Source organism: Veillonella sp. CHU594 (genome assembly GCF_003992265.1).
Lineage (GTDB): Bacteria > Bacillota > Negativicutes > Veillonellales > Veillonellaceae > F0422.
In genome coordinates this window covers 140,853-165,330 of the sequence record NZ_RQVB01000002.1, presented here as the reverse complement: position 1 = coordinate 165,330, position 24,478 = coordinate 140,853, and the positions used below count along the sequence as shown (strand labels likewise).

The 24,478-nt window shown below is 41.0% G+C and carries 16 protein-coding genes, 1 tRNA gene and 1 riboswitch; of the genes, 12 read left to right on the top strand and 5 right to left on the bottom strand.

Annotated elements, in window-relative coordinates; genetic code table 11:
* Window positions 1-108: 108 nt before the first annotated feature.
* Window positions 109-990, bottom strand: a complete 882-nt coding sequence (metF, locus tag EO111_RS01215) for a methylenetetrahydrofolate reductase [NAD(P)H] (RefSeq protein ID WP_126941055.1) — start codon at window positions 988-990, stop codon at window positions 109-111.
* A 346-nt stretch (window positions 991-1,336) separates the two neighbouring features.
* Here metF and EO111_RS01210 point away from each other — a divergent pair, with 346 nt between their 5' ends.
* From EO111_RS01210 to gltB, 9 genes are all read left to right on the top strand, one after another.
* Complete coding sequence (locus tag EO111_RS01210) at window positions 1,337-2,497, top strand: M20 family metallopeptidase (RefSeq protein ID WP_127010246.1); 1,161 nt, start codon at window positions 1,337-1,339, stop codon at window positions 2,495-2,497.
* Between the two features lie 34 nt (window positions 2,498-2,531).
* Window positions 2,532-3,893 carry a C4-dicarboxylate transporter DcuC gene (gene dcuC / locus EO111_RS01205; RefSeq protein ID WP_009352810.1) on the top strand — a complete coding sequence of 454 codons (1,362 nt, stop codon included), beginning with the start codon at window positions 2,532-2,534 and terminating at the stop codon, window positions 3,891-3,893.
* Window positions 3,894-4,150: 257 nt separating this feature from the next.
* Window positions 4,151-5,086: a LysR family transcriptional regulator gene (locus EO111_RS01200; protein WP_127010245.1), complete on the top strand. Its 936-nt coding sequence runs from the start codon at window positions 4,151-4,153 to the stop codon at window positions 5,084-5,086.
* Window positions 5,087-5,541: 455 nt separating this feature from the next.
* Window positions 5,542-5,718, top strand: a riboswitch (cobalamin riboswitch).
* Between the two features lie 307 nt (window positions 5,719-6,025).
* Window positions 6,026-8,200 carry a methylmalonyl-CoA mutase family protein gene (locus EO111_RS01195; RefSeq protein ID WP_127010244.1) on the top strand — a complete coding sequence of 725 codons (2,175 nt, stop codon included), beginning with the start codon at window positions 6,026-6,028 and terminating at the stop codon, window positions 8,198-8,200.
* Window positions 8,201-10,384: a methylmalonyl-CoA mutase gene (scpA, locus tag EO111_RS01190; RefSeq protein WP_127010243.1), complete on the top strand. Its 2,184-nt coding sequence runs from the start codon at window positions 8,201-8,203 to the stop codon at window positions 10,382-10,384. It begins immediately after the preceding gene.
* Between the two features lie 127 nt (window positions 10,385-10,511).
* Window positions 10,512-11,696, top strand: a complete 1,185-nt coding sequence (meaB, locus tag EO111_RS01185) for a methylmalonyl Co-A mutase-associated GTPase MeaB (RefSeq protein ID WP_127010242.1) — start codon at window positions 10,512-10,514, stop codon at window positions 11,694-11,696.
* Window positions 11,697-12,011: 315 nt separating this feature from the next.
* Window positions 12,012-13,454: a [FeFe] hydrogenase, group A gene (locus EO111_RS01180; protein WP_127010241.1), complete on the top strand. Its 1,443-nt coding sequence runs from the start codon at window positions 12,012-12,014 to the stop codon at window positions 13,452-13,454.
* A gap of 304 nt (window positions 13,455-13,758) precedes the next feature.
* The gene (locus tag EO111_RS01175) at window positions 13,759-14,778 is read left to right on the top strand and encodes a branched-chain amino acid aminotransferase (protein ID WP_009352867.1); all 1,020 of its coding nucleotides are present in this window, start codon (window positions 13,759-13,761) and stop codon (window positions 14,776-14,778) included.
* A 392-nt stretch (window positions 14,779-15,170) separates the two neighbouring features.
* Window positions 15,171-19,757 carry a glutamate synthase large subunit gene (gene gltB, locus EO111_RS01170; protein ID WP_371413116.1) on the top strand — a complete coding sequence of 1,529 codons (4,587 nt, stop codon included), beginning with the start codon at window positions 15,171-15,173 and terminating at the stop codon, window positions 19,755-19,757.
* Between the two features lie 180 nt (window positions 19,758-19,937).
* On the opposite strand, the gene EO111_RS01165 is transcribed toward gltB, so the two are convergent.
* Both EO111_RS01165 and ispE read right to left on the bottom strand, forming a co-directional pair.
* Complete coding sequence (locus EO111_RS01165) at window positions 19,938-20,627, bottom strand: GntR family transcriptional regulator (RefSeq protein WP_009352903.1); 690 nt, start codon at window positions 20,625-20,627, stop codon at window positions 19,938-19,940.
* Window positions 20,624-21,508: a 4-(cytidine 5'-diphospho)-2-C-methyl-D-erythritol kinase gene (gene ispE, locus EO111_RS01160; protein WP_127010240.1), complete on the bottom strand. Its 885-nt coding sequence runs from the start codon at window positions 21,506-21,508 to the stop codon at window positions 20,624-20,626. Before ispE ends, EO111_RS01165 begins: the two co-directional genes overlap by 4 nt.
* Window positions 21,509-21,644: 136 nt before the next feature.
* On the opposite strand from ispE, the gene tadA reads away from it, so the two are divergent.
* The 3 genes from tadA to EO111_RS01145 all read left to right on the top strand — a co-directional run bounded on the left by tadA (window position 21,645) and on the right by EO111_RS01145 (window position 23,095).
* Window positions 21,645-22,142: a tRNA adenosine(34) deaminase TadA gene (tadA, locus tag EO111_RS01155; RefSeq protein WP_072270739.1), complete on the top strand. Its 498-nt coding sequence runs from the start codon at window positions 21,645-21,647 to the stop codon at window positions 22,140-22,142.
* Window positions 22,096-22,186: transfer RNA gene (locus tag EO111_RS01150), tRNA-Ser, on the top strand. The genes tadA and EO111_RS01150 overlap by 47 nt, the downstream gene beginning before the upstream one ends.
* A 66-nt stretch (window positions 22,187-22,252) precedes the next feature.
* Window positions 22,253-23,095 carry a DUF362 domain-containing protein gene (locus tag EO111_RS01145; RefSeq protein WP_127010239.1) on the top strand — a complete coding sequence of 281 codons (843 nt, stop codon included), beginning with the start codon at window positions 22,253-22,255 and terminating at the stop codon, window positions 23,093-23,095.
* 215 nt (window positions 23,096-23,310) lie between these two features.
* Here the strand turns inward: EO111_RS01145 and EO111_RS01140 are convergent, their stop codons facing one another.
* The gene (locus tag EO111_RS01140) at window positions 23,311-23,631 is read right to left on the bottom strand and encodes a YnfA family protein (RefSeq protein WP_197413469.1); all 321 of its coding nucleotides are present in this window, start codon (window positions 23,629-23,631) and stop codon (window positions 23,311-23,313) included.
* A gap of 222 nt (window positions 23,632-23,853) precedes the next feature.
* Window positions 23,854-24,441, bottom strand: coding sequence for a 30S ribosomal protein S4 (gene rpsD / locus EO111_RS01135; protein ID WP_009353000.1), 588 nt, complete (start codon window positions 24,439-24,441; stop codon window positions 23,854-23,856).
* Window positions 24,442-24,478 lie beyond the last annotated feature (37 nt).

The following is a 24,478-nucleotide window of genomic DNA, read 5'->3' as shown; positions in this document are numbered from 1 at the left end:
AAAAGAATGCTCTACTTAGGTTCTCTTTGAGAGAGGTACTAGGTAGAGCATTTTTATTGTAATTTGTATGTATACTATACGTATTGTAGGCTATATAGAGTTTCTTATTTATTGGTTTTCATATATGGGAGAGCTAAATAAAGAACGTGCTGCATTTTCGATATATAAGGCTGTATTAGATTGGTTCATTGTGTATAGATGAATACCAGATACGCCTTCTGTTACAAGGTCTACGATTTGATTTAAGGCGTAAGCAAGGCCAGCATCACGAAGGGCGATTGGATCATGCTCATATTTGTCTAAAATAGCTTTAAATTTGCGTGGAATAGAGGTAGCATTACTTGTTAATAGACGCAAAGCTTGGTTGCGGTTGATGATAGGCATTACTCCGGCTAAGATTGGTACATCAATACCTGCTAAGGCGCATTTTTCTTGGAAATCGTAGAATACATTGTTATCTAAGAAAAATTGTGTGACTAATAGTTCACAGCCGGCATCTACTTTTTCTTTTAGAAATTTAATGTCCTGTAATTGATTGGGTGAGTCTGGATGTACTTCTGGATAGCAAGCGCCAGAAATTTGAAAATGCGGAGCATAGTCTTTTACAAAATGTACGAGTTCTGAAGCATATTTGAAGTCTCCTACTGGTGGTAGGTCTTCTAAAATATCACCACGAAGTGCCAGTAGCTTATGGATACCTAGTTGATCTAATTGATCAATAACGGAGCGCACTTGCTCTTTAGATAAATAAATAGCTGGTAAATGAGCTTTTGTAGGGATATGCAATGTATTTTGCACATAGTTGGATAACTTTATGGTTGTTTCTTCAATATTGCGTTGTTTATTACTGCAGGTAACAGAGATGAACTCTGGTTTTAAACTTTTTAATTCGTCTAAGACCGTAATGATTTTTTCATCGCCTACTTGTGTGTTAGGAGGGAATATTTCGTAAGATAATGTTGGTCGTTTTTGTTGTATAGTTTCGCTCATGGCTGGTTCCTTTCATATCAGTAAAACATGTTCTTATGATACCAATTTTTTTCTATATAGACCAATTCTTAATATATATAGTTTGTTATAGGTAAAAGCTATAGAATGAAATGTAATGAAAATTAGAATCTAGTGATATGCATATGAAATTAGCATAGAGAAAACAGGAGAATCGTATGCTATATGTATTGGAACTTTCATTAGAAATCTATATAATAGTAGTATTCGGAATACTGCTATTGCTAGCTAGTTATAGTAGGACTTTCAGAAGAAGAGAAAAATGAGGGAATGTAATTCCTGTAGTCATAGAGTTGTGCATGTCTATTGTGCAAGAAAGGAGAAAGTGATGAGTCAATTACTAGAAGAAATTGAATCCTTGCGAGGATCCATGAAAACATTAAATGATTTTTTCTTCGACCATCCAGAACTAGGGAATGAAGAGTTTTTAGCCCATGGTAAATTAACAGATTTACTGGAAAGTGAAGGGTTTACTGTAGACCGTGAAGTGAGTGGTTTACAAACCGCATTTCGTGCTGTGTACCATGTGCAAGGAGGAGGACCGAAAATTGGGCTTCTCTGCGAATATGATGCCTTAGAAGGTTTGGGTCATGCTTGTGGGCATAATCTGCAAGGGCCTTCCATCTGTGCAGCAGCTATTGGTTTACGTCGTACCTTGCAAGTGCCAGCTACATTGGTGGTGTATGGGACACCAGCAGAGGAAACGGCATCTGGTAAATTGGTGATGGCAAAAGAAGGCGTTTTTGACGATTTAGACGTGGCTTTCATGATGCACGGCAGTGATTCTACCACGGTAGATGGCAAGTCCTTAGCGCTTAACTTGGTAAATATTAAATTCCATGGCAAATCGGCTCATGCAGCGATTGCTCCAGAAAAAGGCATCAGTGCTTTGGATGCAGTGTTGTTATTCTTTAATGGCATGGAATATCTTCGAGAACATGTGCCTACAGAAGTACGTATGCATGGGATTATTACAGATGGTGGTAAGGCAGCGAATATCGTGCCAGATTATGCGTGTACACAGTGGTATATTCGTTCCTCTAGTCGCATTCGTTTAGATGAAGTGGTGGAGCGCGTGAAACAAGTGGCTCAAGGGGCAGCCTTGCAAGTGGGAGCTACTATGGAATGGGATGAAGTAAAAGCCTATGATAACAAGGTCAATGTACAAAGTTTAAATGATTTACTCTTAAAGAATGCGGAAATCGTAGGCACTCCAGATATTTCAGAACCGAGAAAGGTAACTGGTTCTACTGACTTTTCCAGTGTTACGTTCCGCGTACCAGGAGCTTGTTTACGGGTTAAATTTGTAGGTAGAGGTGTGACTAGTCATTCTCAAGAATGGTTAGATAATGGGAAAACTCAATTAGCAGAGGATGCTATTATGTACGGAGCTAAGGGGATTGCTCTTACAGTAGAGGAAATTCTCACCACACCGGGCTTATTGGCTCAGATTCAAGAAGACTTTCAACAGTCGAAAGCAAATTATTAATTAGCCTATCTTCATAGGTAAAGGAGAAGTAGTTATGAATTTATTGTTGTGCGCTATCGTAATTTTAGGCGCAGGTACATTGGTGATTAAAAAGTTTAAAGCACAAACAGTATTGTTGTTAGGCGGTTTAATCATGATGCTAGGGGCGTATTTCCTTGGCTATACAACGGAGTTTGTAGATGCGAAAAAAGGAACAGGCATGATGTTCTTTGATGCTTTTGAGTGGATTAATAATACTACTGCAAAGGATGCAGCAGGGTTGGGTCTCATGATTATGACATGTACTGGCTTTGCTAAATACATGGATCATATTGGTGCTAGCTCTCGCTTGGTTACAACTGCAATAAAACCTTTGCAAGCGATGAAAGCTCCTTATTTGGTATTATCTTTAACATTCTTATTAAATATGTTTATGTCCTTGGTAATCCCAAGCGCATCTGGTCTAGCGATGTTGATGATGGTGACCATCTTCCCTATTTTGGTGCGTTTAGGCGTAAGCCCGGTAGGGGCAGCGGCAGCGGTAGCTACTGGCCATTTGTTGGACATTGGACCAGCCTCTGCCACAAGCTTATTAGTGTCTAAAACAGTGGGCTTAGGAGTAGAAGAATACTTCGTAGGCTATCAATTGAAAGTATACATTATCTGTGGTATTGTGACAGCTATTGCGCATTACATATGGCAACAATATATGGATAAAAAATCTGGTCATGTTCCTTCCGAAGTTGTACATACAGAACCACAAGAAGAAGTAGCAGTAGGACCTCTTGCGTATTTAATATTGCCATTCTTGCCACTTGTATTTATGTTAGGATTTAGTAAATATGGTATTGCAGGCATTAAGATGAATGTTAACTTGGCTATGTTCCTAAGCTTATTCATCGCCATGATATTTGAATTGATTCGCTTACGTGATTTCCGAAAGGTAGCTGCGTCTATTCAAACTTTCTTTAAAGGTATGGGGGACCAATTTACCAATACGGTAACATTGATTGTAGCAGGGGAAACCTTTGCATTCGGTTTGACATCCTTAGGGATTGTGAATGAGTTTGTAGCATTCATTAAAACCTTCTCTATCCAAGCAGATATGGTGGGTGTTATCGTATCTGTGATTATCTTAGTATTGAGCATTGTTATGGGATCTGGTGTAGCCTCTATGTTTGCATTCTCGCCATTAGTGCCAAATTTTGCTAAAGAATTAGGTGGTAATGCGATTACCATGCTACTAGGCATGCAAAATGCGGCCTCTGTAGGACGTTTGTTGAGCCCAATTAGTGCGGTTATGATTGCAGTAGCTGGTGTGGCAAATATTTCTAGTTTTGATTTAGTAAAACGAACTGCAGTGCCAGTATTGATTACATTCATTACCTCTACGATTTGTATTTTAATTTTCCATTAATGAGTGAAAGATGCATAAGATAGGGATTTATTATAATTCCTAAGTATTTGATAGAAATTAAATGTTGACGATGAGTGGTCTTTTATGTATTATAGTTGTACAAGACTATTACCCCTTGAGGGTGAATAATGGAATCGTTAATAACATGAAGTACCTAACGTGTAAGTATTCGTACCTTACTCGTTAGGTTTTTCATTCCTATGAAAGTAATGAAAAAAGGATGTACTTCATGATAGATATAGAAAAGGCCAAAACAGATGAGAATACAACAATTACAATATTTAGAAAAAATTGCAGAAAAAGGATCTATTAATGAAGCGGCTAAGGAATTATATTTATCCCAACCTAGCTTATCCAATGCGGTAAAAGAACTAGAACACGAAATGGGTGTTCAACTATTGTTGCGTACTAAGTCAGGGGTAACCTTAACCCATGATGGACGCGAATTTATGATTTATGCTCGACAAGTACTAGATCAAATTCAATTATTAGAAGAGCGATATAAATCGAATACCAAACGAAAAGAACATTTCTTTATTTCGGCTCAGCATTATGCCTTTGTGGTGCATGCTTTCGTAGAGCTTATAAAAAGTGTAGATACTGATGAATATCAATTTGGTTTGCGGGAAACAGAAACACAAAATATTTTTGAAGATTTAGCTACATTTAAAAGCGAATTGGGTATTTTGTATTTGAATAATTTTAATCGTCAAGTGATGGAAAAGTTATTTAAAGAATATAAATTGACATTCTACCCATTATTTGAAGCGGAACCGCATGTATTTCTATGCCGAGAACATCCCTTGGCAAACCAAGATAAAATTACCTTGGAAGAACTAGAGGATTTCCCTTACTTGTGCTATGACCAGGGGGAAGATAATTCCTTCTATTTTTCAGAGGAAATTTTAAGTACTTTGGACAGAAAAATGACTATTAAAGTATCTGACCGTGCTACTATTTTCAATTTAATGGTTGGTTTGAATGGATATACCATTAGTTCTGGTATTTTGAGCCGTGAATTAAATGATGATAAGATCATCGCCATTCCTCTAGATGTAGAAGATACGATGACTATGGGGTACTTAATGCCACATATGCTAGAGCCAAGTCCCATTGCGAAAAAATATTTAAAACTATTGAAAGAACATATTCGTAACTATGGTTTTGAAGTCATGGAATGGAAAAAGAAATAAGCTTTTGTAATAGAATATAAGCGATAAAACAGAGGTATGCTATTGTAGGCGTACCTCTGTTTTTGCATGTCTAGTAGGTGCTATTGTATAGGATGGGTAATCACTTTGAAGAATGAGTGAGTGATGGCAGATGCTAGAAGAGTGAAGGACTGTAAGATGACGAAAGAGAGGCGAGTTAGTAGACAGTGTGTAGAGAGACTTAGGGATATAGAGAGATGTACATATGTTAGAATGTAACGAGTTTATTGAGAATAAATATAGATTATATATTAAATAACTGTTGGTAATGAATAGGTGGTCTATTATGAAATAGATGCTAACTAGTGCGTTAGTAAGACTATAAAATGCATTATAGGTATCTTATGATAACTGAAAATTATGTCAATGTGAAATATTGTTATAGTTTATAAAGACCGTTCTATTCTTTCAGAAAACGGTTTATAATCAAGGTATAACTTTATATTCGCCTTACTGGTGCCGCAAGGCTTAATAGGGAAGTTTGGTGAAAAGCCAACACGGTCCCGCCGCTGTAAAGGGGAGCGAAACTTCATGTAACGTCACTGGGAAACTGGGAAGGCGAAGCGTAGCGAAGATCCTGAGTCAGAAGAACTGCCGTAAGAAGCATGTCGTTAGATCCGCGAGAGACGGGTAGAGATGGTTTTGCGCTAAGTGCATACGCTAAATCATAACCTACCGTTTTCAATCGAAAACGGTTTTTCTTTTATGAATGATAGTTATATCTTTCAGTAAGAGACTAGGTAGGGTGATGAGTTATAGGGATGGGTAGGGTATACCCAGTTTCTAATTGTTTATTTTATTTTATGAGAGCTGCAACGATTACATAAGCTATTAGAATCTCTATGATGAGGAAATCTCACTAGAAAATTGGTTTGAGTAAGGGAACGTATGCCTATGTGGTCAGAGAAAGGAAGCTAGACTATGGGACAAGACAAGCATCATGAACCACAAGTTCACGAAGAACAGTTTGAGCTACCAGATGTATCGTTTGATGAGTTTTCTATCCCTACCTACGAGGAGTGGAAAACGACGGTAGAAGGTATCTTGAAAGGGAAAGATTTCCAAAAAAGTATGTATACAAAAACATACGAAGGAATTACTTTACAACCAATGTATTGGTTGAGCGACCAAGAGGGATTGACTCAAAACTTGACATATCCTGGTCGTGATAGCAATTTACGGGGTGCGAAAGCTAGTGGATATATCCATACACCTTGGACAATTGCACAACGTTGTGATGGAAAAACAATTGCTGACATGCATGACATGTTACAATTCGAATTAGATAAAGGTAGCACAGCTATCAGTTTCACACTGGACAGTGCTACACGGAAAGGACAAGATGCTACGAAAGCTGAAGCTAAAGATGTGGCTGACGCAGGGGTGTCTTTGTCTACTGTAGAAGAAGTGGAAGCTTTATTAAAAGGCATGGACTTAACTACAAAAGAATTAGATATTCGTACAGGTGCTAGTAGCGTATGCTGGGCGGCTGCATTACATGCGCTTTGCGAATCTCAAGGGGTGGATGTAAAATCCTTGTCCGGTATGATTGGGGCAGATCCAATTGGTACTTTGGCACAAGATGGTCATTTATCACGCCCTATGGACGAATATTTTGATGATATGGCACATACCATTGCTTGGGCATCTGCACATGCACCACAATTGCGCACAGTTTTGGTAGATACAGATGTATACCATAATGGTGGTGGCAATGACGTACAAGAATTGGGTTTTGCTATGTCTACGGCTGTGACATATTTACGTGAGATGGAACGCCGTGGTATCGATGTGAATACATTTGCAAAACAAATTCGTTTCCATGTCAGTGTAGGAGCTAATTTCTTCATGGAAATAGCTAAACTACGTGCTATAAAAATGGTATGGGCTCAAATTATTGAACATTGTGGCGGTGATGAAGAAGCGAAGAAAATTAACTTGTTCGTAAGTACATCTCACTTTACACAAACTGTATTTGATCCATATGTAAACTTATTACGTGCTGGTTCTCAATCCTTCTCCGCAGTAGTAGGTGGTATGGATGGTATGTTTGTACGACCTCTTGATGGCTGCATTCGTCCAAGTGATGAATTCTCTCGCCGTATTGCCCGTAATATTCAAATCATGGAGCAACAAGAGTTCAACTTCATTCAACCAGTTGACCCTGCCGGTGGTAGCTGGTACTTAGAACCATTGACAGAAGAATTGACTGAAAAATCTTGGGCATTGTTCCAAGAATTAGAAGGTAAAGGTGGCATCTTAGAAACATTAGTATCTGGTGAAACGCAAGAAGCCGTGGATGCTATTTTACAAAGCCGCTTTAAAAACTTGGCAACTCGTAAAGATCGTGCCGTTGGTAGTAACATGTATCCAAATATGACGGAAGAATTACTAGAAGTACCAGTGGTAGATTTTGAGGGCTTACGCCAAGCTCGTGTAGCAGCATTAGCTAATGTGGGTACAACTGATGCAGCTGAATTAGCTCTAAAAAAACTACAAGAATCCGACTTCAGTGAAATTGGTTCTTTGGTAAGTGCTGCGTATACTGCATTAGTAGCGGGCGCTAGCTTTGGACAAGTTTTTGAAGCCTTAGCAGATGGTAGTGAAGGTATCACTGTGAAAGCAATTCTATCTCATCGTTGGACAGAACAATACGAAGAATTGCGTATGCGCACTGAAAACTTCAAAGAAACACATAATGGGGATAATGTTAAAATCTTCTTGGCTAACATGGGTCCAATTCCTCAACATAAAGCGAGAGCCGATTTTGTTACTTCTTTCATGCAAGTAGCTGAATTTGATGTGCTTACAAATGATGGATTCCCAACTGTAGACGAAGCAGTAGCAGCTGCCTTAGCATCGAATGCAGATGTGACAATCGTATGTTCCACTGACGATACATACCCAGAATTGGCACCAGCAGTGACAAAAGCAATCAAAGCCGCTCGCCCAGCTATGAAAGTATTCTTGGCAGGGGCTCCATCTCCAGAGTTGAAAGAACTTTGCGATGCAGCAGGCATGGATGATTATATTAGTGTACGCTCCAATTGCTATCAAACATTATTAGCAATGCAACGCGAGAAAGGAATGATGTAGATGATTCCGGATTTTAGAAATATTCCTTTTACAGCTGCTAGCCCAAAAGCATCCGATTTCGATGCATGGAAAGAGCAATTACAAGCTGAAACTGGCAAGTCCTATGATGACAACTTCATTCGTACTATGGAACAAATCGATGTGGGTCCTGTGTATGATGCCTCCATTTATGATCAATGTAACCATTTACAATATGTAGCGGGTATTCCTCCGTATCTTCGTGGACCATATGGCACAATGTATGTACAACGTCCTTGGACAGTACGTCAGTATGCAGGTTTCTCCACAGCGGAAGAATCCAATGCCTTTTATCGTCGTAACTTAGCGGCAGGTCAAAAAGGTTTGTCTATCGCCTTCGACTTGGCTACTCACCGTGGTTACGACTCTGACCACCCTCGTGTAGTCGGTGACGTTGGTAAAGCCGGCGTTGCGGTAGACTCCATCCTAGATATGGAAATCTTGTTCTCAGGTATTCCATTGGATCAAATGTCTGTATCTATGACAATGAATGGCGCCGTATTACCAGTTATGGCCTTCTATATCTTAGCCGGTGAAGAACAAGGCGTAGATAAATCCGTTATGGCAGGTACGATCCAAAATGATATTTTGAAAGAATTCATGGTGCGTAATACTTATATTTATCCACCAGCAGCTTCTATGCGTATTATTGGTGATATCTTTGCGTATACATCCAAATACATGCCTAAATTCAACAGTATTTCCATTTCTGGTTACCACATGCAAGAAGCAGGTGCTACAGCGGATATCGAATTAGGTTACACCTTGGCCGATGGTTTGGAATACTTGCGTACAGGTGTGGCAGCGGGTCTTACAGTTGACCAATTCGCACCGCGCTTATCCTTCTTCTGGGCAATGGGTAAAAACTACTTCATGGAAATCGCTAAAATGCGTGCAGGTCGTATGTTATGGGCTAAAATTGTTAAATCCTTTGGCCCAAAAAATGTTAAATCTATGGCATTGCGTACTCACTCCCAAACATCTGGTTGGTCTTTAACAGAACAAGATCCATTCAATAACATCACTCGTACTTGTATCGAAGCGATGGCAGCAGCCTTGGGTCATACCCAATCCTTACATACAAATGCTCTTGACGAAGCGATTGCGTTGCCTACAGATTTCTCGGCGCGTATCGCTCGTAATACGCAATTGTATATCCAAGATGAAACGAATGTATGTAAAGTTATCGACCCATGGGGCGGTTCTTACTACGTAGAATTCTTGACAAATCAATTGATCCGTAAAGCTTGGGCTCATATTCAAGAAGTTGAAGCTTTGGGTGGTATGTCTAAAGCGATTGATACAGGTCTTCCAAAAATGCGTATCGAAGAAGCGGCAGCTCGTCGCCAAGCGCACATTGACTCTGGTAGTGAAAAAATCGTCGGTGTCAACTACTTACGCCTTGATAAAGAAGATCCGTTAGATATCTTGGAAGTAGACAATACAGCTGTACGTTTGGCACAGATCGAACGATTAAAAACATTGCGTGCTAATCGTGATAATGACAAAGTACGCAGCTGTTTGGAGGCGATTACAAAAGCGATGGAAACAGGAGAAGGAAACTTGCTTGAATTAGCCGTAGAAGCAGCTCGTGCTCGTGCCTCTAAAGGTGAAATCTCTGATGCGGTAGAAAAAGTATGTGGCCGTCATAAAGCGATCATTCGCTCTATTTCCGGTGTATACAGCAGCGAATTCAGCGATGACGATGTAATCACAGAAGTACGCAGCATGACTGAAAAATTTGAAGAAAAACATGGTCGCCGTCCACGTATTTTCGTAGCGAAAATGGGTCAAGATGGTCATGACCGCGGAGCTAAGGTAATTTCTACAGCCTTCGCAGATATGGGCTATGACGTAGATATCGGACCTTTATTCCAAACTCCAGAAGAAGCAGCAAAAGATGCAGTAGATAATGACGTACATATCGTAGGTATGAGTTCCTTAGCAGCAGGTCATAAAACATTGATGCCTCAATTGTGTGAAGAACTTAAAAAATTAGGCCGTGAAGATATTATGGTTGTTATCGGTGGCGTTATTCCAGCTCAAGATTATGATTATCTCTATGAGCATGGTGCAGCAGCGATCTTTGGACCTGGTACAATCATTCCAGTTTGTGCTAAAAAAGTTCTCGAATTATTAGACGAACGCTTAGAAGAGGAAGAATAATCTGATTAGACGATTCTAAACTCGTAAATAGGTAAGACATGACACGTAGTCAGTGCCTCGTGCTACTTTGTAGCTGGCTACTGATTGCGTGTTTGTCATATTCGAATCGGTGAAAGGAGGGTGTCTTATGAGTGATGATACCTATAAGCCTTCTTGGGTTCCTGAGGAGAAAGATGATAAATTTGCATGCCGCGTTATGCGTGGTGTGGATGGTGGTCATGATGGGATGGATGTACATACCCATGCACCACAAAAGCCGGTAGCTCCTAAAGTAGTAAAACGAAAAAAACTGACAGTCGATGACTATGTGGAGGGGGTACTGGCTGGTAATCGGATGATTTTATCCCGTGCCATCACATTAATTGAAAGTAATGCAGCAGCTCATTTTGAAATGGCACAGCAAGTGATTCAACGTTTGTTGCCGTACACAGGTAAGTCCACCCGTGTAGGGATTACAGGGGTGCCTGGGGCTGGTAAATCTACTTTAATTGAAGCGCTAGGCACAAAGCTATGTCAAAACGGTCATAAAGTAGCGGTTCTTGCGGTGGATCCATCTAGTACAGTGACAGGTGGCTCTATCCTGGGGGATAAAACTCGAATGGAACAACTTTCACGGGAGCCGAATGCATTCATTCGCCCATCCCCATCAGGTGGCACTTTGGGCGGGTTGACTCGTAAAAGTAGAGAAACTTTGCTGTTATGTGAAGCGGCAGGGTACGATACAATCCTAGTAGAAACCGTAGGGGTCGGACAAAGTGAAACGACAGTACGTTCCATGGTAGACTTTTTCTTGCTCGTAGTGCTTACTGGCGCTGGTGATGAATTGCAAGGCATGAAAAAAGGTGTTATGGAATTAGCCGATGCTATAGTGGTTAATAAAGCTGATGGTGACAATTTACAACGGGCAAAAGTGACACGCCAAGAATACGAACGTATTCTATGGTTTATTCGTGATGCCACGGAACAATGGACAACCCATGCCTACACATGTTCTGCCTACACTGGGGATGGCATCATGGAATTGTGGCAAGGTGTCATTGAAAAATTCATGGAACAATGTAAAGGTAATGGAGTGCTACAAGCACGTCGCCGTGACCAAACTTTATCGTGGGTATATTCTATGGTAGAAGAACATTTACAAAACTTGTTCTATCGTGCACCAGAAATTGTAGCGTGTCGGGGTGGCATCGAAGATGCTGTCATCGAGGGCCGCTTAACACCAACATTGGCGGTGCAACAATTCATTAATACATTTACACAAACAGCTTTGGGGGATCAAGCAAAGAACACCCCATTATTTGAGCTGAAATAAAATAGAAACAGGAGGGGGAACTCTCCTGTTTTGTGCTACTGAGGGCTAAATCCTAGTAGATTTTAGGGTATATGAATTTTGAAAGATACATAATGAAAAATATTTGATAAAAATCTACATGTGTGACAAAAGTAACATAAAAACAATATAAATGTATATTCTATATGGATGTGTAAAATTTTATTAGAACTTAAAAGAATAGAAAGATAAATGGCATATACCTTTCTTTTCACAAGCCTGAATATTTGTTATAATATGACGGAAAGTTAATGAATACATAACTAGTATTGTTTACACTATGTGAGGTGCATAATAATGAGTTTCGAAAGTCGATTCCAACATCTTGATCGCCGTGCCCCGATTGCTGAGGATAATGTGGCGATTATTCATGATTTAGAAAAATGTAAGAACTGTACTCTTTGTCGTAAAGCATGTGCTGACACTATGAGCGTACTTGATTACTATGATTTGGAAGCAACAGGAGATAATCCTATTTGTATCCAATGTGGTCAATGTGCGGTAATTTGCCCATTTGGTGCAATGTACGAACGTACAGAATTAGATAAAGTAAAAGAAGCCATTGCAGATCCAGAGAAAATTGTGGTTATCCAAACAGCGCCAGCTGTTCGTGTATCTATCGGTGAAGAATTTGGATTTGAGCCTGGTACATACCAAGAAGGCAAAATGGTAGGTGCTCTTCGTGCGTTAGGTGCTGACTATGTAGTAGATACTAACTTTGGTGCGGACTTAACCATCATGGAAGAAGCAAATGAACTATTAGAACGTAAATTACATGGCACAGGTCCATTGCCACAATTCACTAGCTGTTGTCCAGCATGGGTAAAATTCTGTGAAACATTCTTCCCAGAATACGTATCCCATATTTCTTCCGCTCGTAGTTGTATTGCTATGGAATCTGCTATGGTAAAAACATATTTTGCAAAAAATATGAACATTGATCCTAAGAAAATTGTATCCGTGTCTGTCGCTCCTTGTACTGCTAAAAAAGCGGAAATTCGTCGTCCTGAGCAAAACAATGCGTCTCGTTACACTGGCGAAGACTTAGGCCCAGATACAGATATCTGTATCACTACACGTGAGTTTGCACAATGGATTCGTGAAACAGAATTAGATTTTGCTGCAGTAGAAGACTCTGCATACGATAAATTCATCGGTGCTGCTACTGGTGGCGGTGTTATCTTCGGTAATACTGGTGGTGTTATGGAAGCAGCGATGCGTGCATCCTACAAATTCATCACTGGTGATGAACCATCTCCAGCTCCACTTCTTAACTTAACAGATGTGCGTGGTATGGACGGTGTGAAAGAAGCAAGCGTAGAAATCGGTGGACATACCATCAACGTGGCTGTGTGTCATGGTGGTAAAAACATCCGTGAATTCTTGAACGAATTGAAAGAATCTGGTAAAACATATGATTTCATTGAAATGATGGCATGCCCAGGCGGCTGTATCGGCGGTGGTGGACAACCACGTGCTAAATTACCAGTGGCTAATAAAGTAAAAGGTGAACGTATTGAAGGTCTTTATAATTGGGACTCCAACATGAAGCTTCGTTCTTCCTATGAAAACCCTGAAATTAAAGATGCATACGCTAATTTCTTGGAAAAACCATTAGGACACATTGCGCATGAATTGTTACATACTACCTATGTAGATCGCAGCGGTGACTTAGGAGCTCGTAAAGACGTGACTCCTGAAACATGTCCAACATCTCCAAAATTTAAAAAGCCGGAATAATTTAGTTAGTAACTTCAACTCCGGTGAGTCAGCGAATGTGTAAGTTGGTTTGCTGCTGAACGAAGTTATTATATAGTCATCTAAGGATGACAACATACTGCAAGACGAAAAGACTCTTATGGGGATCATCCCGTAAGAGTCTTTTCTATTCTATATATACTCTTGTGCATTTTCCGCGTTGGGTGTATAATAGTTTTTATCTAAAATACAAATTAGTGAGTATTCATATGATGTAAAGAGCTAGAAGGATAGATATACGTATACTTTCACGGCTTTCACAGGTATGGAATAGTAGGAGGACAGTATGGCAAAGATTGATATGAACAATTTAGATTTTAGTTATAAAGAAACGCCATTCCGTTATGTGTCTAATTTCAAGGATGGTCAATGGGATGAAGGCGGCTTGACGGATGAGGCGAATATTGTCCTTAATGAATGTGCTGGTGTATTCCAATATGCGCAAACAATTTTTGAAGGTTTGAAAGCGTATTACACGAAGGATGGTCACATTGTGTGTTTCCGTCCAGATTTAAATGCACAGCGTTTGCATGATTCTGCAAAATATCTTGTGATGCAACCATTTCCAACGGATCGTTTTATCGAGGCTGTGAAAGAAGTAGTAAAAGCGAACCAAGACTTTGTTCCTCCATACAGCACGGGTGGTAGTTTGTATCTTCGTCCATTCTTGATGGGTACGAACAGTGTTATCGGTGTTAAACCGGCAGATGAGTTCCAATTCCGTATTTTTGGTACTCCAGTAGGGGATTATTTCAAAGGCGGTGTGAAACCGCTGAAAATCCAAATCTCCGATTTTGACCGTGCAGCACCACATGGTACAGGTCATATTAAAGCGGGTTTGAACTATGCTATGAGCTTGCATGCTCTAGAAGCAGCCCATGAAGCAGGGTATGCAGAGAATATGTATTTGGATCCACAAACTCGTACAAAAGTAGAAGAAACTGGTGGAGCGAACTTTATTTTCATCACGAAAGATGGCAAATTAGTAACGCCTAAATCCGATAGTATTCTTCCATCGATTACACGTCGTTCCTTGATGTATGTAGCTGAACATTATTTGGGCATGACCGTAGAACATCGTGAAGTGTATAAAGAAGAATTGAAAGACTTCGCTGAATGTGGTCTTTGCGGTACAGCGGCTGTTATTTCTCCTGTTGGCATGGTTCATACAAAAGAAGAAGATATCTTCTTCCCAAGCGGCATGGATGAAATGGGACCAACATTAACAAAATTGCGCGAAACATTACTTGGCATTCAACATGGTGAAATCGAAGCACCAGAAGGCTGGATTGTTCGCATCGTATAATAGAATACTTTTACAATGACGTAAACGCATGGTTACCTTAGGGTAGCTATGCGTTTTTGTATATTCCTATATAGGGAGATATGAAAGTAGTATGAGATGGTCCAAACTTAAGAATACATGTATACATAAGTAATATGTATTGAAATATATAATAAATTTTGCTAGTATAATATGCAGTTCTATATTCTATAGAAAATAACTATTATGTATGACCAGTATAAACTAAAGTTATGTAGTATGGTAAGGTCTAATTCTTACAGAAGGGAGATCAAATAGGTACATACTAATACGGTATAGTCATTTGACATAGGTGAATAAGAACTTTCAGTATATGTATACCTAGTGTTAAGTATGCTAGTGTAGTGATAGAAAGCCTAAAGGAGGAGAGGGTTATGATGGAAATGAGTACCATTGCAAAACAACATGAGGAGCAGCGCCATTTGGAAGCAAATGGTTTGTATAGTTCCCAATTTGAAAAAGATGCGTGCGGTATGGGATTTGTAGTCAATATTAAAGGTAAAAAATCCCACGATATCATCGACGATGGTTTGCGTATTCTTGAGCGCTTGGAACACCGTGGTGGTGCTGGCGCCGATAAGGATACTGGCGATGGAGCGGGCATCTTAGTGCAAATTCCACATGATTTTTTCCGCCGTGAGTGCGAAGTGTTAGGTATCCATTTACCACCTGCTGGTGACTACGGGGTGGGTATGGTTTTTGCTCATAAGTACGAAACATTACGGAATGAGCAAAAGCGAATCTTAGAAGAAGTAGTTCGTGAGGAAGGACAAATTGTATTGGGCTGGCGGGAAGTTCCGGTAGACTCTACAGCAGTTGGCCATGAGGCGGCATTAATTCGTCCTTGGATGATCCAAATTCTTATCGGTAAAGGTCAAGATGTGACAAACCAAGCGGAGTTTGAACGCAAATTATATATGATTCGTAAAATTGCAGAAAAGCGTATCGTCCCATTGAGCAAAGAAATGAGTAGCGATTTCTACATTGCCTCTTTGTCTTCTAAAACGATCGTCTACAAAGGTATGTTGACACCAGTGCAATTACGAAACTTTTACCTAGATTTGAATGATTTAGATTTTACCTCTGCCTTGGCGATGGTTCATTCTCGTTTCAGTACGAATACATTCCCAAGCTGGGCACGGGCTCATCCTAACCGTTATTTAGTACATAATGGGGAAATCAACACCATTCGTGGTAATGTAAACTGGATCAATGCTCGTGAAGGTAAAGCAGAGTCTCCATTGTTCCCAGATATTAAAAAAGTGTTCCCTGTTGTTGATGATACAGGATCTGACTCTGCTATGTTCGATAATACCCTTGAGTTCTTGCATATGACAGGCCGTAGCTTACCACATGCGATCATGATGATGATTCCAGAACCATGGGAACGCAATACCTTGATGAGCCAAGAAAAACATGACTTCTATGAGTTCAATAGTTTCATGATGGAACCATGGGATGGTCCTGCTGCAATGGGCTTTACTGATGGGACTGTGATCGGTGGTGTCTTAGACAGAAATGGCTTGCGCCCAGCGCGTTACTATGTGACAGCAGATGACCGTGTGATTATGGCATCCGAAGTGGGCGTTGTAAACGAAGCAGATGATATGATTCGTGCCAAAGGCCGTTTAGAACCAGGTAAAATGCTATTAATCGACACAGAAGAAGGTCGCATCATTTCTGATGAAGAAATCAAACACCGTGTGGCTACAGAACTTCCTTACAATGAGTGGGTGAAAGAACATGTGATCCACTTGTCGGAGATTCAACAAGCTACGGAAGAGAGTATCCCTGAGGTAGGGGACTTGTTCATGCAACAACAAGTATTCGGCTATACCCAAGAAGATTTGGTACGCATGATTATCCCTATGGCAAAAGATGGGAAAGATCCTGTAGGATCTATGGGGGCTGATGCGCCGCTAGCAATCTTGTCGGACAAACCACAAATGTTATACTCCTATTTTAAACAGCTTTTTGCACAGGTGACAAATCCCCCAATCGATGCTATCCGCGAAGAAATGGTGACATCCACACGAGTGATGCTCGGAAATAGCGGTAACTTGACGGACCCTAACAAAGTGGGCACCTATGCAGTATCCATGCGGACACCTATCATGACGAATCAAGAATTGGCAAGTATTAAACAATTGGACTGCCGTCGCATGAAATCCGTGACCTTGTCCATCTTGTTTGACCCAGCCAAAGGTGCGGAGGGTATGAAAGAAGCCTTAGACCGTTTGTGCAAGGATGCAGAGGAAGCAGCTCGCACGGACCAAAATGTGTTGATCTTGTCTGACCGTGGCGTGGACGAACACCATGCGCCGATTCCAGCTTTATTGGCAGTGGCAGCGGTGCACAATCATTTAATTAACACTGTATTACGCACAGAAATGGGCTTAATCTTAGAATCTGGGGAACCTCGTGAAGTGCATCATTTCTGTACACTCTTAGGCTATGGCGTAACGGCCATCAATCCATATGTGGCATTAGCAACAGTACGTGACTTACAAGCCACCAACCGATTGGGAGACCTTACACCAGAGGAAGCAGAAGCAAACTACATCAAGGCCTCTGTGTCGGGCATTATGAAAGTGATGTCGAAAATGGGTATTTCCACTGTACGTAGCTACCATGGGGCACAAATCTTTGAGGCATTGGGATTGAATACGAACTTTATTAGTACCTACTTCCCGAACACACCGACACGCATTGGTGGTATCGGCTTAGGTGGCGTAGCTCATGAAACATTGGAACGATTCCAACGGGCTTTCAAAGAAGATGTGAAAGTCCTTGAACCAGGTGGTTGGTACGGACCTATGAAAGATGGGGAAGAGCATTTATTCAATCCAGATACGATTAAGTTATTACAAACATCCTTAATCGAAGGGGATTACAATAGATACAAAGAATATTCCAAAATGATTCGAAATGATTACCATGTGACCTTACGGAGCTTGATGGAATTGAACTTCCCTGTAGGTGGTGGTATTCCTGTGGAAGAAGTAGAACCAGTGGAAGACATTGTGAAACGCTTTAAAGCTGGCGCTATGAGTTACGGTGCTATCAGTAAAGAGGCCCACGAAACTATTGCCATCGCTATGAACCGTTTAGGATCTACATCGAACTCTGGGGAAGGCGGCGAAGATACAAGTCGCTTTGTTCTCGATGCCAATGGAGATAATCGCAATAGTGAAGTAAAACAAATTGCATCAGGTCGCTTTGGGGTAACAACGAATTACTTGGTCCATGCGAAAGAATTGCAAATTAAGTGTGCCCAAGGTGCGAAACCAGGTGAAGGTGGTCAATTACCGGGTAAAAAGGTATATCCAGAGATTGCCAAAGCTCGTCACTCCACACCAGGTGTAGAACTAGTATCTCCGCCACCACATCACGATATTTATTCTATCGAAGACTTAGCAGAGTTGATTTACGACTTGAAATGCGTCAATCCAAGTGCAGCGATTTCCGTAAAATTGACCTCAGAAGCTGGGGTAGGTACCATTGCCGCAGGGGTAGCCAAAGCGAAAGCAGACAGCATCCTCATCTCCGGCTACGATGGTGGTACTGGCGCAGCAGGTCGTACATCTGTAAAACATGCAGGTGTGCCATGGGAATTGGGCCTTTCAGAAACGCATCAAACCTTGATGTTGAACCGTTTGCGTGACCGTGTACAGCTGGAAGTGGACAGTAAACTGATGACTGGTTATGATGTGGCGATCGCAGCCTTGTTGGGAGCAGAATTATTCGGATTTGGTACCTTGCCATTAGTGGCAGTGGGCTGTCGTATGGCACGGGTTTGCCATATGAATACATGTCCGTATGGTGTGGCCACACAAGATGAGAAATTGCGTGCTAAGTTTACAGGTAAACCAGAATATGTGGAAAACTTGATGAAGTTTATCGCCCAAGAATTGCGTGAAATCATGGCTCGTTTAGGTATCCGCAGTGTTCGTGAGTTAGTAGGTCGTATTGACTTAGTACGCCAACGCTCACAGGACGATAATTTCAAATTGTCTCGTGTGGACTTGAAACGAATCTTGTTCAAACCATATACAGATGCGTCTGTGGGACATTTACACAGCATCGACCAAGACCATGAATTGGAACGCACCTTGGATATGAAAAAATTACTTCGCATGTGTCGTCCTGCTTTGGATGATCAAAAACAAATTCGTGCTAAATTGGCAATAAGTAATGTGAATCGTGTGGTAGGTACCTTAGTCGGTGGCGAAGTAGTTCGTCGTTATGGCGAAGCGGGCTTGCCAGAGAATACGATCAAATTGAATTTCGTTGGTTCTGCTGGTCAAAGTTTTGGTGCTTTCATCCCGAACGGTATGACATTGGAACTCGAAGGGGATGCCAACGATTATCTTGGCAAAGGCTTGTCTGGTGGTACTATCATTGCGTACCCACCAAAAGCTGCTACCTATGAGGCACATGAAAACATCTTAATCGGTAACGTAGCCTTCTATGGGGCTACTTCTGGTACTGCCTATATCAACGGTGTGGCTGGGGAACGGTTCTGCGTTCGTAACAGCGGTATTACCGCCGTTGTAGAAGGTGTAGGTGACCACGGTTGCGAATACATGACTGGTGGTGAGGTCCTTGTCCTTGGCCGTGTGGGTCGTAACTTTGGGGCTGGCATGTCCGGTGGTTATGCGTACGTACTTGATTTAGATGGACGTTATTGCAACACAGGACTTGTGGAACTTCGTAAAACTAGTGAAAGTGACCTAGCACGGATTTATGAGCTAATACAACAGCATGTATTGCATACGAACTCTAAGCAAGGTCGTCACATGCTAGAAAATTGGGTATTGTACAAAGATCGCTTTACGAAAATCGTGCCAACAGCTTACGAAGAAATGGAGCAAAGTATTGCTCATTACCAAGGCGAAGGTATGTCATTAGAAGAAGCGCAATTAGCAGCATTTAAAGCAAAATATATGAGTGGAAAATAGAGGGTAGATCTTAGGTAACCGATATATCTAGGGGGAACTCTATCCATAAACTGAATCGTTGTGTAAAAAAGAGGAAAGTTGAGCAAAATGCATCAACTTTCCTCTCTATTTATACTCTGATAACTAAAAAAGGGTCCGAGAGGACCCTTTTAATTTGAAGTATGATATGTGGAAGATATATTAGCCTTCATGACTTTTTAATTGCATACCTTCTAACAATGTTTTCTCCGATTCTTCCATATGGATGCGAGCAATCTGGCGAGCTCGTTCCACATCGCGATCGGAGATAGCTTCCACAAGTTGACGATGTTCATCCCAAGTTTTGGCAAGACGACCTGTTTGGCTCATAGACAATGTACGGAACCGCAATGTTTGTTCCCGTAGATTGTTTATCATTTCAACAAGACGATCATTACGAGAAGCTTTATAAAGGATTTCATGGAATAGAATATCGGCTTGTACGACTTTGTCTAAGTTATTTTCGTTCATGTAATTGCCGATTTCTACAAGATGTTGCTCTAAGGCCTCGATTTCTTCATTCGTAATACGTTCTGCAGCTAGTTCTGCGGCTAATTCTTCTAAGATAGAACGAAGTTCAAACACTTCTGTTACATCTTTCAAACTCATATCTGCCACATAGGTACCACGGCGAGGAATCATAACAATGAGTCCTTCTTGCTCTAAAATGCGGATGGCTTCACGGATAGGGGTGCGGCTCACACCGAGTTCTTCCGCAAGAGGAATCTCCATGAGACGTTCTCCTGGTGGTAAAATACCATCGCGAATGGCTTGACGCAAAGCATCGCTAACAATTTCACGAAGCGGTTTGTAAGCGTCTAAACGGATGGGTTGTAAACGTGGTGCATTCATCGTAGGGCCTCCTCATCATGTGTTTTCGTAATTAGTGAAAGCCAGTTATAACCAGCTTTTTTGATTTCTTCTTGTAATCGAATTGCATCCAGTGCCTTTTCTAATAGAACCACCATAGTAGGACCGCTACCTGTCATGATGGTGGGAAATCCACGGTCTAAGAAAAATTGCTTACATGATGCAAGTTCTGGATGGACAGGGAACATTAATTCTTCAAAGGTGTTGTCACTACTAATAAAAGCTTGACGAAAGTCTTTGGCGTTCATATGTGCGGTAACAGTATCCATCGTGTCTGAAGTGACACGAGAAGTCCCTGCAAATCTTCCGTAGGCTTCTGCCGTGGAAATACTTACTTCTGGTTTTACGATCAGTAGCCATTGAGCACTGCTAGTTGGTAAAGTTTCTAATAGTTCTCCTCGACCGGTGCCACGGGCAGTGCCGCCTTTCAGTAAGAATGGTACATCAGATCCGAGTTTAGAAGCCATGGTCAATAGTTCTTCATCGGTTAAGCGAAGGTCCCAAAACTTGTTAAGGCCTAGTAGCATAGCGGCACCGTCACCACTACCACCGCCCATACCAGCACAAGGGGGAACTCGTTTTAACAAATGAATAGCAGCCCCTTGTTTACAGCCCGTATAGTCTTGCACCATACGAAGGGCTTTCATAGCAATATTACTTTCTGTATAGGGAATTAATTGTGCCATATAATAAGGCAGTTCAGGCGCATCGCCAGAGAACACCACAGAATGGTGACGCGCGAAATAGAGGGAATCCCCTAAGAAAATAGATTGAAAAATGGTATCTATATCGTGGTACCCATCATCACGTTTGCCTGTGATAGCAAGACCTACATTGATTTTACTAAAAGCTCGTTGTTCCATAAGATTGTCACCTCAGTGAAGTCATCGAAAATGTTTACATGTACTCTTTATTATATCATAATTAGCTTAAGAAGTGACGATTCTCTGAAAGTATGGTATTCTATTGTGTAGCGGCAATTGGAAAGGAAGTGACTGTATGACTGATGAAGAGTATATGCGTGAAGCCTTGGTAGAGGCACGTAAGGCCTATGATATGGGTGAGATTCCTATTGGTGCTGTATTAGTGCATGAAGGCAAGATTATCAGTCGTCATCACAACAGACGCGAGATTGACCATGATGCGACGGCTCATGCAGAGGTCCTTGTCATCCGTGAGGCGAATGCTATGCTTGAAAGGTGGCGGTTGACCGGTTGTACGCTTTATGTTACCATAGAGCCGTGCCCTATGTGTGCTGGTGCTATTATTAATAGTCGTATAGATCGTGTTGTCTATGGTAGTAGTGATTATAAGGGCGGTGCGGTAGAATCTTTGTTTAATGTACTTTCACATCCGAATTTAAACCATGAACCACAGGTGTTGGCGGGTGTATTGCAAGAAGAATGCAGTCAAATTATGAAAGATTTTTTCAAAGAACGCCGACGTATACGGAGAGGTACTCAAGTGGCTGAAGAGTCCGCACTCGAAATGCGGTAGGTCAGGAAACTGGCGCGGGGGTTCAAATCCCCCTCTCTCCGCCAAAGTAAGGGCTGTGTCAGTAGATGCAGCCCTTTTTTACAAAATGACGTAGTTGTAGGAGGCATGATATGGAAGTATATTACTCCCCTTTACAAGAGGTTAATCAAGAATTAATTCATAAACGATTAGATTTTTTGTTGCGTAAAATTGGTTTTGGTGAAATTGGTTGCGCTGGCAAAAAAGTGGCTCTACTTCGCAATGATTTGCATAGCGATTATGAGGCCTATGAAACGGTAGTGGCATATATGAAAGCACGCATCGAATCCGAAGGCGGCACTGTGGTCTATGTAGATGAGCCTAGCCATCATTCCCGTGAGGTTATTATTCCTGATGGTGAATCTGTGAAAGTAGCCTATATCGATGAACGCATTGCAACTAGTGATGTGGTGATTTCCGTGAATCACATTAAAGCGAATGAGTACAGCGGATTCTCTGGGGCTGTGAACAATACAGGATGGTACTCCGCCAGCTTAGAAGGTCGTCGTGAATTGGTAGCTTTAACAGGTACAGAGCATCATAAAGCGGTGGCAGAATATGCAGCAGCTGCCACTAGAAATCGTCAACGATTCCATGTAGGGGTAGCGATGGACGTTGTGGCGGATTATGTGAACCAAGATAAGCTGAAAGAGGCGGGTGCTACTAACAAAATCGTAGGTAACTTAGGTATTGTTGTATCCTATGACATGGTGGCTATGGATGAAGCCTTGGGAGATATTATTACCCAAGCTACACCAGTGGATCATGGCGTATTAAGCACAGTAGAAAAACGCACGTGGGATTATTTCAAAGATATTTCCCCTAATAGCGAATGGCAAGCCATTTTATTACGTGCAGACCGCATGGGACTTGGTACACGTTCCTATGCTTTAGTGAAAGACGAAGAGTTAATCTTCTATGGTGAAAAAATTTAATAGATAATAAAAATCTCTAGTGTAAGCGAGTGCGTAAGGCATAGCTTATACTAGAGATTTTTGCATATTTGTATATGATGTAATGGATGTATCCCAAAAAAGTATATATAAGGGGATACACTGTGTCGTAACAATTCTAATGTATTAGGAGTGACGGTATAGATAGAGAAGCAATAGTTGCCTTGTTATATACAGTTTCGCATTCATTAGGTGTATTAACGAGGATAATACATAATAATCAATACCCCGATGATAGACACAATGCCACCGATGATATCATAGCGATCGGGTGTGATTCCATCTACATAATAGCCCCATAAAATAGAGAGGGCAATGAAGATGCCACCATAGGCGGCGTATACTTTACCGAAAGGCGCTTCTTGTAAGGTAGGGATAATTCCATAAATGATGAGTGTAATAGCACCTGCGAGCATATACCACGGGCTTTTATCGTCTTTCAGGTAAAGCCATACTAAATAACCGCCACCGATTTCAGCAATACCGGCTAGAATAAAATAAAATATTGATAAGAGAATTTGCGACATAGTAAATACCTTTATGTTAACTGCCTTTCATAGGATGAAATACATACGGTACGTTGTGCAAGAATTTTATAATTTCAATATACCGTGTACTAAGACCGTATGTAATATATAGTAAATGATATATATTTTCATTATATAAACTAATCATAATAATTTCAACCACCAAGGCATAAAAAAGCAACCAATCCGAAGATTGGTTGCTGTAGTATCCTATTATTTGGAGTACAATTCGACGATTAATGTTTCGTTTACTTCGATAGGAAGTTCTTCACGTTCAGGAAGGCGAGTTAATGTGCCTTGGAAAGCGTCAAGATTTTTTTCGATGTAAGGAAGTTCGAAAGAACGAAGTTCTTGGAAGTTCACTTTGAACATTTCGTTGTCACGGCTAGCTTCACGAAGTTCGATTACATCGCCAACTTTACATTGGTAGGATGGAATGTCAACGCGTTTGCCGTTAACAAGAATGTGGCCATGGTTTACCATTTGACGTGCTTGACGGATGGAGTTACCGAAGCCAATGCGATATACAAGGTTGTCCAAACGGCATTCCAACAATTTCAACATGTTTTGGCCTGTAACACCATGCATTTTTTTCGCTTTATCGTAATAGCGTACGAACTGGCGTTCTAGCAAGTTGTAGTATGCTTTAACTTTTTGTTTTTCTAATAATTGAAGACCATATTCAGACATTTTCTTTTGACGTTGGTCTTTTTTTACACGTTTTAAAGCCTTCGCGTGACCGAAAACGTTCACACCGAAGCGACGGCATAACTTAAATCGTGCTTCTCTTCTCGTTGCCATGTGATTATCACCTCATAGATTAATAAAACTTTGCACA